The following is an 11,936-nucleotide window of genomic DNA, read 5'->3' on the forward strand; positions in this document are numbered from 1 at the left end:
ACCGGTGTCCGAAACGCCGCGCTTCAGCCCGTTCACGCTTACGTTCGTGCCAAGGAACGGTATGTAGTCGGCGGGGTCCATCACCATACCTATGTAAGGGTGGATGGGATTGAAGGGGGGAGCTGTCGTCACATGGACGTCAACTCCGACTACCATAGTGATATGACTGTCCGCAAGTAACATAATCAGACTATTTTTGGTTTCTCAGTGAGTATTCCGCATCGAGTTTGGCTGCCAGTTCCTTTGTGGAAAGCTGCCAGTCCTCGCCATATAAGTCAGACATACGTTTTGAGATTTCGTCTCTTTTTGACGAATCAAGGCTGTATGTTTTGTCAAGATAGGTAGAGGCAATAAATGAGAGATTGATGATCTTTAAGTCTTCGTCAGAAAATGAGTATCCATACTCAAATGCCTCATTTAAGATCGGTTCGTATGTAAGCCTGTCTTTTTTCAATGCCATAAGTAGTGCATAGTTGTATTCATTTACAACCTCGGTTTTCATATTGACCTCCTTGGCTATTTTGACGGCTGTCATAAATTGTTTGATGGCTTCTGTTATATCTTTATTGTAACTGTGTACAGTTCCTTTGTAATTATAGAGTTGTAACAGGATTTGTGCGCAATCCTGCTCATCATGGTATTTGGGAAGGACCAAAGCTATCCCTTTGTCAAACAAATCATGGCAGAACCCGGCTTCGCGATGAAACTTCACCATGAATCCCCCAAACATAAGGTAGGACGAAGCCATAAATGCCGTTCCGCCAATTTCACGGCTTAGCCTTATCAGTTCATGTCCCAGCTTCTTTGCTTCATCCTTGTTTCCTTTCGATGCCGCTTCTCCAAGTTCAAACAGGCATTTCCGATATTTTACGTTCGGATCTTGTGGATTACCTTGGGTCGCAATTTCTTTGTATGCACCGGTCATATTCTGATTGGGGATGTCTATTAAGCATATCTTGCCTTTCATTTCAGACAGCAGAATATCATAGACTTCTCTCTTTTTATAGTCAATTAGAATAAGCGCAACCCCTGCGGGCAGTCGCTCGGCAATGTCCTTTATTACTTCATTCAGAGCTTCCACATCGCCAATGCGGGATATGAAGAGGGTTATGCCGAGTAGATTGTCGTTTCCGACAAATGTCTTGAAACTTGTAACAAGACGAATATACAAGTCTCGTAGTTTATCTGCACTTAAAGAACTGACAGATGTCAACTCTGACTTAAATGAAGAAAAATCCGCCCAATCCCAATCGGGATTTTTCTCTACATCCATGGAAAACGAATCTATCCATGCTTTTATCAAGAACTTATAAAAGTCTGTTTTATCATCATAGTCAGCCTTGAAACCGACAATTATATCCGACGTGCAGCCATGTTCGGAGGCTTCAAGCCGTATGAATCCTTCTACAATTTGATAATCAGTCGGTTCGCAAACGAGACAATAAATCTTTGCATCGGGAAATTTCTCCCGATTTTCAATCCATAAGTCCTGTACGTTGCTAATTCTTATGGCTATCGGATTATGTTCGTTGTTTATCATGGATTAAAATTAAGTAAACCGCCTTTTATATTTGTCATCGCAGAACCATCCACATCAACGGTTGCTCCCGTTGCTTTCAGTGTTGCAGATGCTTTTATATCTATCGTAGCTGCCTCTTCCTTAATGGACGTATCACTTTTTATTTTTGCCTCGGACTTACCTTCAAAAGTGGATGTTTTGCCAAGTACCTCAACCTCTGAATCGGCTTCAATTCTTATCTTTTCGTCAGCAAGTATCTCCAATTCTTTGGAATGGATAGTTATTTTGTCCTTAGCATCAATGGTGATGGTATTGTCACCGTTCAAGATAATTGTGCTTCCGGTCGGATCTGCAATGGTGACACTTCCTTTTTCATCATCAAGCATTATGGTACAACCGCTGCGGGTGGTCAGGCTTTTTGTTTTGTTTGAACTGCCGCCACCGGTGCCTGACTTTCCATGGAATAAGCTGCCAAGTACAAACGGACGGTTCGGGTCATCATATCTGAATGCCACCATGACTTGGTCTCCCTTTTCGGGTATGAATACAAATCCTCTGTTTGTGGCCACTTTGTCGCTTGTACCTGCGTCAGGAGTGAGCACCCGTATCCACGAGGTTTGCATCGGGCCGGTCTGCCAGTTCATCTTGACTTGGACGCGGCCTAACTTTTTCGGGTCCTCGTTGCTGACAACCACGGCCTGCTGTGTATGAGCAACAGGCAGAGGTACATCCGGGCATGGAAGGGTGGGAATAGAGGACGGAAGTGCGGTGAAATAGTTCTGGTAACTGTCACCCATACCGGCTACGTGGGTTATTTCCGTAATGATATAGGTGCCGATGCTATTTTTTACGTGGATACCTATTCCTGTATGGATAGCAGTATGGACATCTATGATGCTGCCCACCGTGAGGATGCGGCAATCGCTTTCTCCGGTGATGAAACTGGATGCGGCGCTGTCGCTTTGCTGCTTGCGTTGGAAATAGGCATCAAGTTCACCCTTATTGGTTATGCGCGGCTCCGCCCGTTGGACAGCGGGAGCGGTAAACAAAGCCAATGACGAGTCAAAGGCCGCTTGTCCCAATGTGTTTTGTCCGGCTGCGGTATCGGGGGATTGGCCGTTATAGGTCTGGTCGTTCACCGAATGGTAAGAACTTCCCTTTATGGGTCGGGCAAGTGTCTGCGAACAGACATCGAGCACAGACAGTTCCTCACCGTATGTCAGCTTGGTCGTCGAGCCGGCCTGTGGCTTCCCGAAGACAAGGTTCTGTCCGTCGTAGTAGAGCCATTCCTGATATTGGCGGGCAAGCCGTTGTATGAATCTGAAGTTGGTTTCCTCGTACTGGCATTCGTATTCCAGCTTCGATTTCGTTTCCGGATTGACAAGAGCTTGTACTCCTGCCTTGTCTGTAAGTTCCTTGACAATGTCAGACAAGGATTTGTTGCACCATGAGGCACAGGTGTGGTCCGACTCCAGCAGGAATGTTGACGAATATCCTGTCACTTTTATATTTCCATGTGTCCCACCGGAACGATGAAGCCCCACCATGGTGGCCACGCCGACAAAAAAAGTGCCGCCGAAGTCCATGATTACTTTTTTTCCGACCCAGTCTTTTGATGCCTCCGGGATTTCCACGCCATAAATTTCTACGGCCTGAATATCCAGCGTTATCTCAAAGTAGTGGTGCTCATTGATGCTCTGCTTGAGCATCAACTGCACAAACGACGGCATGGGTATGCCAGCTATTTCCAATGTGATTTTTTTTTGTTCCAGCATGGCGGCATTATATTTGACGGTTTATATCCAAATTGCCAAAGCCGCCCGGCGGAAGTCCGTCGGACGGCCTGACAAATGTTTTGATTTAGGATTTACCTATGTACGCCGATTTATTTCTTCGGCCAGCGGTTGTCAAGAGCTGCGCTGCCGACGATGATTTCTTCAGCGGAGAACGTAATGGTGATTGTCATAGGCACATCGTTGTTCGCGTCCAGAGTTTCCGAGTAGTGAACGATGTATGCGTTCTTGAACTGGATCTCCTTCATCTTGGCATCTTCCTCCGTTTTTTTGTAGATAATCTTTCCTTCTACAGGTTTGAAAGGACTGTTCAACATCGCTTCGATGACAGAAGTGTCTTCTGTTGATTCGATGGTTGCTTTTACTCTACCACCCAATACGCTTGAAGAGGGCATACCTTTAGGGTCCGTGTTACGACTGAACTCATAGTTTGAATAAAGGACGTCAAATTCCTTGTTGTTAAGTTCCAATGATGCTCTAAATGCCATAATACTTGGATTTAATGGGTTAAACTTAATTATTTTACTTCGGTTTCTCCGTCCTTGCGCCCTAACCGGTATAGATGCAAAAAAGAGAAAACCTCAAAAACGATTTTTGAAATTTCCTCTCAGCCTCCGGATGACTCAGTTTTATTGTGGGAAAAAGAGAAGAAAATAAAACATCATCTTTGATATGAGCAAATATAAGTCCTTGTCTTTGTTTCTCCAAATTTTTTAGTGCGTTTTTTTGGCTGTTGTTTTCATTTTAACACGTTTTAATCCAACAGTTGTGTATAAAGCCGCTGTCCTATAGGGATTAGGAATGTTTCCCGCTGATGATGTGCCGCTATTGAATTGATTCCCGATATTGTAATGACACTTGTAGAATAAGCTTAATCGGAAAGAACGAACCTGTCGGAATGAAAACTGCTGCAGGAATTGAAGAATAACGGTATCCACCGCATGAAAGTGGCAGATACCGTTAGCAGATTGACTATACAGTCTGAATGTTTGCGGATGTCCTAATTCTTATGTCCATATCGGCAGATGAGCAATGAACTTAATACCAGGAGTGCAAGGGCAATCATCCATGTGTAGATCTTCCGTTCCTTTTCCAAATGTTCGATGTCCGCCGCTTGTTGTTTGGAGCAAGTTGTCAGTATATTAATCTGGGATTGTTGTGCCTTGCAGATATCCATAAGTTCAGAATTAATCCGTTGCTGTGTCTCCAGCGAAGTTTGGATGTTCTTGAAGTTGCGGTTGGTCGTATATGCGTCACGGATATATCCGGGCGTGCTAACTTGTAACGAGGGAACCTGTATGCTGTCCGGAAGGTATGTCAGTTCTGCATTATTGCGCCGTTCCGTTGCGAAGCTGTTGAACAGGAGTATGCCAACAAGTGTGCCGCTGATCAGAAAGGCTATTAATGCTATGATGGCAAACATTGTGTTTGATGATTTCGCGACAGGTTGTTGGTACTCTCGTTCAAGCCATGGATGATGGTTCATCGTGTGAGGCGGAATGGATGTTCCATACTCTACAGTCCGGACTTCGGCATTTTCTTCGGTCTCTTTTTTCTCAAGAGCCTTACGTCTTGATATATCCATAAATTCGCGCTTGGCAATCTGGTATTTATCCGCTTGATAAATTACAAGGTCGTTTTTTACCAGCCAGTCAAGAACGTCCTTGACACTCCGTTCTGATACCTTGAGGTTGCTGATGCTCCAAAATATTTCTGCACAAGATACCCATATTGGCTTCTGGAGGCACTTCTGATATAGGATTTCAAGAATCTCTGCCTGTAGTTGTTCTCTTGTTGGTTCCATTTTATTTACAGTATTAATTGTTTCGGAATAAAATAATATTTCTTGCCGGCGATGAATACAGGTCTGAAAAGGTTGCGTTGATATATGTCTTCCAGTCTCTTCATCTTTGAAATCAGGGTTGTATAGCCACTATTAAAGTCCGTCAGTTCAACCTTTCTTTTCTTTAGTTTCTTCACCTTTGTTGAATTTAAAAGGCTGTCATTGGCCATGACTCCCGTCTTACAATAGAAGATTTGAGCCAAATATGGATTTCTGGGCAATACTTTTCGATAGAAACTTCTGTTTATGCTTTTCTTTTGCCGGTTAAATTGCTTGCGAAGCACTCTTAGCTCCTTTTTCCCTATGTTATCTGAGAACTCCGGGAGCAGTCCCCTGTAGCTTTGCAGCAGTTCCATCACTTCCTTGTCATCGAGTAGATATCCATATTCGTACCCGTCCATTATACTGTCCGCTACGGAGGCCTTTATATAGTAGGTGTCATTCACGCTGTTTCTATCTATATCGTCAAGGCTCATACTGTCAGGATTTTCCGTATGATGGAATATATGCGTCAGTTCGGATGTGGGACGGCTTCTTAGGACACCTATATTTCGCTCATAATCTTTAAGTGAGTGCAACATTAGGCTGTCCGTTTCGAAAGATTGCCATAATACGGAATCCAAGGCTGTTTCCAAAGCGTTGCTTTCCAGCTTGTTTCGACCTTTAGGGAATAAGATTCCTCCTACTGTAAGGCTGTTGTATGGAGCATCGTACAGGTATAAGTTGGCATCCGTAGCTTCTATGTTCTTGAACAGCTCCGTCTTTACCAGTCTGCTGTCTGCGATATAATTGGATATATGGTCTATGTATTTCGTAGAATGGCTGTCCAGAATGGATTTGGCCTGCAATAGGAAGTCCTGATAAGAAGTGCCTGACGCTCTGTCTATCTGGACAAACAGAAGCCTTGCCGGTTGGGTTGCCAGCCACAAGAGTTGTTGCTCGTGCAAGGATAAAGTTTGCTTTGACCCTAAAATGACAAATACATTGTTGCTGAAACGGCTTTCGTCATCATAACGGGAGATTTGTTTGATAGCCCCGCCAAAACCGTAAAACGATGATTGTTCCTCTTGCTCATTTTTCCGTTTGAAAGAAATGGATTGTTTGATATAGTCGAGCCAGGCTGAAAAGTCCTTGGTTGGGGCCAAATGTCTGTTTTCTCCGTTGGAGGATATGCAAGTTGCCGAGAAAGTGTAGTCATATCCGGGCTTCATTTTCAGCTTTAGGTTCTGTAGCACATTGATATATGGGGATAGATAAGGCAGGTCGGCATCATTGAACAGTACATGTATGTTCACGTTTTTGTTTTCCGCTTCCATCTTTCGGACATCGGAAACCATGATGTCTCCGCCTTTGATATTGATAATCTTATTCCAGTTCTTGTCCCAGACGGACAAAGGATAGTTCAGCCGGATATTCCCATTCGTTATAGGCCCTGCCGGGTTTCCATCCAGGTTGAACAACATCGTACCCTGAATATTCGCATTATGTAATGCCAACGTATCGGGATACATTAGGTTGACAGCACACAACAAAGAATCACGGTATCGTGAATAATCAATATGATACACCTCATTTTGGCCGACTTCTGCAAGAAGGTCAGCGGGAACCCACCCTAAAAAGCGTTTGGTACTGTCTGATAATGCGGGAACATTGGAAATCAATGCGGATTTGCCGCTCTTGTCCAACTTGTATAGGTAAACAACCTCTCCGCTGACAACTACCGCATCCGTTGTTGTTTTCAAAAACGGCTCTCCGTATATTTTCAGGGTATCTCCATTGAAGAATTGATGGATATCGAACAGCTTGTTAATGCTGTTTATGCCTATACGGTACCTTATCGGCTGGTTGTTGCGGGGATTGATACGGGCATGGTCGTACATCAGTACATTTTCCGATGGTATCCATCCGGCATAATTGACTTTACGGGGTTCCTTAAAGTGTCTCTTGCTGTTATACAGGAAACCTATTATCGACTTGGGCTTGCCTGTAATGTCTGGGTCAGCCTGAACGAGCTTGTAGGTTCCGTTCTTTTCACCTACTATGTAATAGGGTGTGCCAATCCCGTGTGAAGACCGCTTACGCTGGAAATACGGGTCTTCATAACTTTGATTTCCAGTCCTGTCCGAATAGACAATTCTGTTTGTCTTGCTTTTCTTTGTTTTGAAAGGAGCTTCTGTTGATTCCGGATAATTGAATATATCCCTATCCATTATTTGTATTCTGTCGCGGATGGACACTTGGGCAGATACGTTGCACGCAAGAGTAATCATCACGGCCACAGAAAACAGATTTCGTATGAGATTCAGTTGTTTCATTTTTCAATATAACTTTGTGTCACATGGATGGACTTGACGCAATTCAAATCGTCAATTTTCACATCATCAATACTCACACGCTTTTTCCTGTTGCTTTCAAGAAAATGCAGTCCTTGGCAATAGCCGTTGAAGTCATTGTATTTTTCATCATTGATGACGACCACTACCTGGTCTGCATCAATGCAAAAATATTTGTTACGGATATAATTCGTATGTTCGTAATAGACCGACTTTTGTGAGACTTTGGCGTCAGCTATGGCTTGCAAGTGTTTTTTTATATCATTCTGTACCAGTACCAACGAATCCACCGTGACAAGTTCCTCTGCTTTTTCAAAGCGTGGGAGAATGGTTATACGGTGCTTCACCGGATATTTCGTCGTATTGGTTTGTAATGAGATGGTGTATTCTCCCGGAATATCATACGAATACACGACTTGCTGCTCGTATGCGTCCACAGTACCGCTTTCTCCAAATTCCCATAGCCATGTGTCCATACCATAGCCTTCTGCCGAAAAGACCAGCTCTTCACCTTGATAACCCTCTGACACTCCATTTATACGGGGTATGGAATCAATGGCCTCATGCTCCAGCCCTGAGATAACTTTGATATACTTGTTTACGGAGTGTTTTCCGTCTATTTTCAAAGTAATAAGATATTTGCCGGCCTTACGGTAAGTGTATGACACATCCGTATTTCTCATCAGTGTATCACCGTTTCCCATTTCCCAAATGAGCCGCTTGCCTTTAATCGCTGCCGTATCGTTGACTAATAGCTCCAACCGCTCATTGACCTCATAATGAAAATTATCATTGGTGTCATACACATAAAAGTCAATATTGGCAAGGTGCGACTTCGAAGGCAGGAACAAAAACAAAAGGATACCTACCATGGCAACCAGTCCCAATATGATGATTGTTATAGTTTTCTTATTATCCATTGCGAATGTTTTATAAATTGGCTTTACATTCTTCCAAATCCCGTTCAATCAGTGCATTGTTATGTACCAGACTGTTCAATTCCTCTTTTATGTCGAATTGGCATTTAAGCATTCTGGAGGACAACACGCCGAAAAGGAATTTCGTATTCATATTGTTTTCCTTGTATATATGCTGCAATTGGTAAATCCCATCCTTCACCTCGTCCATCTTTTGTACTTGATGAATGTTGAAGTCCAGAGAGTCAATCTCATTCCAGATGTTCTGCGCTTGCTGCATATGTGTATGCTGGATTTCAAAAATGCGTTCGGAATGGTTGATTTCGTTTATCAACTCCGAACTGTCCTCTGTCGGTACGTTGAGTATATACCGGCAAAGTATGATATAAATTGCGGCTACTGAGAAAATCAGCAGCAGGAGGAAACGGATGTTTCCCCATAGCATTTCGTCTTTTGTCATGGCTTCGTCAGTTTATTCTTGGTTAATTCCTGATATTTGATTCTACACTTTTCAAGTTGCTCCATGTTGCTTTCACGCTTTTTGCTTTCGCGGTCAAGGTCATCCATTGATGATTGGATGACACGGATCTGTTCAAGCATAGCTTTATACACTTCGTACTTGCTTTTATCGGCCTGCATCGCAATGTCATTTTCCATTAATAACCGTTTTTTGGTTATCAATTTTTGCATGTGCTTGTGTTCACTCGAATTTCGCCGCTTGGTCTTCAGATTGTTCAAGTCCCGGAACAATTCTTCTATCTGGAAGTTAAGTTCTGCCTGTTTCTTGAACACATTGTCATATTCGGCCTTCTTGCTTTCAAGAAGGGATATTCCCTTTTGTGCAGTCACAATCGTTACGATACCTCCGGTTGTGGTAACAATCAGTGTGATAGCGAATACCAAAGTAAATCGGAGTTTCGCTTTCAAACGAGCTATTTTGTTTTCTGCTTCCATACTTGCTATGATTTAATCGATCAACCTATAAATGACCATGATCGTTTCTTTTGAGCCTCTATTGTTTCGTGACTTTCGTCTCCTACTATAATATTCTCACGAACCATTCCGATGTATTCCAGTTCACTCATTTTGTGGAACATATTGCTGAGCAGTGTCACAAATGCCCCTGCCGTCTGCAATGACTGGTTTATATTGGTATGGTCATACATAAGCTTGGTTAGGCTCTCTATCTTCGTGATAAATTCAGAGGGTGTGACATTAGTCCACTCATAGAAATATTGGAGCAATTGTTCTCTTTCCGTTTCGGAAAGACTTTGAAGAGCGGAGTTCAGACCGTTTGCAAGCTCATTCACGGCCTGCACAAGATATATCGGCGGTTGCTCTAAGGCGATTTGTTCGATAAAGAAGATTCTTGAGTTGTAAAAGGCCGAGAAAGCCTTACACAGCTCAAATGTATTATTGGCAAGCGTATCTCTACGCTTGTCAGCAACATTCCTGCTGTAAATGAGTTTCACGTCTTCTTTTATCGACTGTAGGGTACGTGCCAATTGGGAAATGAATGTTTTGATCCCATCGTGGCAAGCGGAATGTTGTACCGGTGGAATATATTGATGATTGATTTTATAGGTATTCCCTTGTCTGCATACCTCTGCCACCAACAAAAAATTCTGGCTGTAGAAAGATTTGTTGACTTGGTTTTTGGGAACGATATGGAGTTTTATGCTCGGCAAGACATACGGGTGATGCAAAGGCACCTCTTCCGGGTCCGGTTCACCGACAGGTATCAAGTGATACGGATCTACGGATATTAGTACCATATACTCGCTGTCCTCGGCTTGCAGACCGGATTCTGAAATGGTTGCACAGGGTTTCTCATCCCCGTATAAACCGTCGTAATAAACGATGGGCAGACCGCCTTTGGTGATTGCGTTGCAGCTTTTCAGGCGGACACAGAGAGTGGACATGGTATCACCTGAAATCTCTATTTCAAGATTGTCACCTATCCCTTCAAGGACCTCTCCAAGACCATAGTTATAACTGGTCAGACTCCTTCCTGCTTCGCGGTTGAGAGCTTCCGTTTGGCAATACTGGTTTGCAAAGAAATGCTGGCTGGTCAGCTTCAGACCATTGACCCAGTTTACAGGCAAATATGTTAGTGTTTTCATATATTATGATGTTTTTGTTTCTACTTGTACACGTCGGATATATATCGTTTGATTATTCTTAATCTTATTGCCCTCACTCGTCAGAGTGGGGTCAAGTATTCTTATGAACAACGGGAAGTTAAACCATTTTGAGGTATAGAACATCCATCCGATTTGCATATCTTCCTTCTCTGTTTCAATCTTGTTTTGGGGGAAACGCCTGTTTTGGTCTTCGATAACCCAATTGAACCAATTCCCAAGAGATATTTCATTGGGCAGGCGGACAACCAACGAAGCGTATGTCGGGTCTTTTATATTCCGTTTGATCTTGACTTTGACCGTTCGGAAGCCGAAGTTGTCTATGTTGTCCCAATATTTCCGGTCAAAGGTCCCATAGCTCAATTCCCATGGGGTATATATCGGATGTGGAATGTCCAGGAACAGGGTCCTGCTATACATAATCAGATACGGGATTGCAAACCAGAGGATATTTGTTGTGTTCCATAATGAATAAGGCAGTTTGCTTATCAGTTCAAACAGCAGATAATAGCACCATCCGCCTAAAACACATATCGTGGTTAGAGTGAGAATGATAGCTGTTCGGGAGTTGCCAATACCGATTGCTCCGAACAAATCGGAGGTAGAAAGTTTGCAGAACAATGTCCCGAGGAGGATATAGGACAATATCGTGAATGTCAAGCCTCCCCAAACATATTCATTTTTTAGAAAACCGAACAGACCAGGTAAAGCGACGGCAATGGAAGCCAGAAGAACGAATATGATTAACTTCTTCAGGCTAAGTTTGCTCTTGATCGTTTTTATTCCGGTCAAGACAAATATCATTATGGCTACAAATAATGGAGCCAATAAGTAGCGAGCAAAAAAATACAGCAATATCTTCATTGTATAAATTTTTTATAAGTTCATATTATATCCTAATCGGTTTTCTCCGAGTATAAAATCCGTTTCTCCATGTACCAGATAATCAACTTCGATATTTCTTGTTGAAAGGATGAAAAATTCAAGTATCCGGCGGACATTGGATAGATGCGTTTTTATCTCTTCATACTCATCAGTCGGAGTGTCTATGATGATTGTTGCCATCAAATCATCGGTTTCGCTTATCATTAGACCATTAAGACCTAATGTCTGTCCGATACATCCGGAGCCGACTGAAAGGTAAACCGGCTCTTCTATCTTATGGACTTCCAATCGCAGTTTCACCTTCAATCCCAAAACGATAAGAAGCAGTTGCTCGATAGCGGGTAGGTTCTCTTTATACCTTTCTGCATTGCAGAGGAATAGGAACAGCTTATATTTCTGATGGGACGTAATGGACAGTTCCACATCCTCAATTACTTCTATCATCTTGATGAAGTTCTTCCTGGAGTCCGGGTCGGAAAAGAAATTCAGATGACGGTTATTGACA

11 protein-coding genes and 1 pseudogene are annotated in these 11,936 nt (G+C 42.9%); all 12 read right to left on the bottom strand.

What is annotated here, in order from left to right:
- The coding region (locus tag BACCOPRO_RS18360; RefSeq protein ID WP_008145265.1) for a hypothetical protein at positions 1-183 on the bottom strand (183 nt) is incomplete at its 3' end.
- 7 nt (positions 184-190) lie between these two features.
- Positions 191-1,273, bottom strand: a complete 1,083-nt coding sequence (locus BACCOPRO_RS15945) for a hypothetical protein (protein ID WP_258461084.1) — start codon at positions 1,271-1,273, stop codon at positions 191-193.
- A gap of 263 nt (positions 1,274-1,536) precedes the next feature.
- On the bottom strand, positions 1,537-3,294 hold the full coding sequence (locus tag BACCOPRO_RS15950) for a type VI secretion system Vgr family protein (protein WP_008145268.1): 1,758 nt from the start codon (positions 3,292-3,294) through the stop codon (positions 1,537-1,539).
- Positions 3,295-3,404: 110 nt separating this feature from the next.
- The gene (gene tssD, locus BACCOPRO_RS15955; RefSeq protein WP_004310139.1) at positions 3,405-3,800 is read right to left on the bottom strand and encodes a type VI secretion system tube protein TssD; all 396 of its coding nucleotides are present in this window, start codon (positions 3,798-3,800) and stop codon (positions 3,405-3,407) included.
- Between the two features lie 512 nt (positions 3,801-4,312).
- Positions 4,313-5,116 carry a DUF5457 domain-containing protein gene (locus tag BACCOPRO_RS15960; protein ID WP_008145270.1) on the bottom strand — a complete coding sequence of 268 codons (804 nt, stop codon included), beginning with the start codon at positions 5,114-5,116 and terminating at the stop codon, positions 4,313-4,315.
- A 5-nt stretch (positions 5,117-5,121) separates the two neighbouring features.
- On the bottom strand, positions 5,122-7,470 hold the full coding sequence (gene tssR, locus BACCOPRO_RS15965) for a type VI secretion system protein TssR domain-containing protein (RefSeq protein WP_008145271.1): 2,349 nt from the start codon (positions 7,468-7,470) through the stop codon (positions 5,122-5,124).
- Entirely contained in the window at positions 7,467-8,408 is a 942-nt protein-coding gene (locus BACCOPRO_RS15970; protein WP_008145272.1) for a PKD domain-containing protein, read from the bottom strand. Before BACCOPRO_RS15970 ends, tssR begins: the two co-directional genes overlap by 4 nt.
- Before the next feature lie 10 nt (positions 8,409-8,418).
- Positions 8,419-8,865, bottom strand: coding sequence for a type VI secretion system TssO (gene tssO / locus BACCOPRO_RS15975; protein ID WP_004310143.1), 447 nt, complete (start codon positions 8,863-8,865; stop codon positions 8,419-8,421).
- Entirely contained in the window at positions 8,862-9,359 is a 498-nt protein-coding gene (locus BACCOPRO_RS15980) for a hypothetical protein (protein WP_007897010.1), read from the bottom strand. Before BACCOPRO_RS15980 ends, tssO begins: the two co-directional genes overlap by 4 nt.
- A gap of 20 nt (positions 9,360-9,379) precedes the next feature.
- Complete coding sequence (locus tag BACCOPRO_RS15985; RefSeq protein WP_004310145.1) at positions 9,380-10,528, bottom strand: hypothetical protein; 1,149 nt, start codon at positions 10,526-10,528, stop codon at positions 9,380-9,382.
- A gap of 3 nt (positions 10,529-10,531) precedes the next feature.
- Positions 10,532-11,410 carry a TssN family type VI secretion system protein gene (locus BACCOPRO_RS15990; RefSeq protein ID WP_007897009.1) on the bottom strand — a complete coding sequence of 293 codons (879 nt, stop codon included), beginning with the start codon at positions 11,408-11,410 and terminating at the stop codon, positions 10,532-10,534.
- A 12-nt stretch (positions 11,411-11,422) separates the two neighbouring features.
- Positions 11,423-11,936, bottom strand: a pseudogene (locus BACCOPRO_RS15995) (hypothetical protein); the annotation flags it as partial.

This window comes from Phocaeicola coprophilus DSM 18228 = JCM 13818, assembly GCF_000157915.1.
In the GTDB taxonomy this organism is placed as follows: domain Bacteria; phylum Bacteroidota; class Bacteroidia; order Bacteroidales; family Bacteroidaceae; genus Phocaeicola; species Phocaeicola coprophilus.

Excerpts from the sequence above, each read along its gene's own strand:
- tssD (WP_004310139.1), bottom strand. The coding sequence starts at position 3,800 with ATGGCATTTAGAGCATCATTGGAACTTAACAACAAGGAATTTGACGTC.
- BACCOPRO_RS15970 (WP_008145272.1), bottom strand. The coding sequence starts at position 8,408 with ATGGATAATAAGAAAACTATAACAATCATCATATTGGGACTGGTTGCC.
- BACCOPRO_RS15945 (WP_258461084.1), bottom strand. The coding sequence starts at position 1,273 with ATGGATGTAGAGAAAAATCCCGATTGGGATTGGGCGGATTTTTCTTCA.
- BACCOPRO_RS15980 (WP_007897010.1), bottom strand. The coding sequence starts at position 9,359 with ATGGAAGCAGAAAACAAAATAGCTCGTTTGAAAGCGAAACTCCGATTT.
- tssO (WP_004310143.1), bottom strand. The coding sequence starts at position 8,865 with ATGACAAAAGACGAAATGCTATGGGGAAACATCCGTTTCCTCCTGCTG.
- BACCOPRO_RS15990 (WP_007897009.1), bottom strand. The coding sequence starts at position 11,410 with ATGAAGATATTGCTGTATTTTTTTGCTCGCTACTTATTGGCTCCATTA.
- tssR (WP_008145271.1), bottom strand. The coding sequence starts at position 7,470 with ATGAAACAACTGAATCTCATACGAAATCTGTTTTCTGTGGCCGTGATG.
- BACCOPRO_RS15950 (WP_008145268.1), bottom strand. The coding sequence starts at position 3,294 with ATGCTGGAACAAAAAAAAATCACATTGGAAATAGCTGGCATACCCATG.
- BACCOPRO_RS15960 (WP_008145270.1), bottom strand. The coding sequence starts at position 5,116 with ATGGAACCAACAAGAGAACAACTACAGGCAGAGATTCTTGAAATCCTA.
- BACCOPRO_RS15985 (WP_004310145.1), bottom strand. The coding sequence starts at position 10,528 with ATGAAAACACTAACATATTTGCCTGTAAACTGGGTCAATGGTCTGAAG.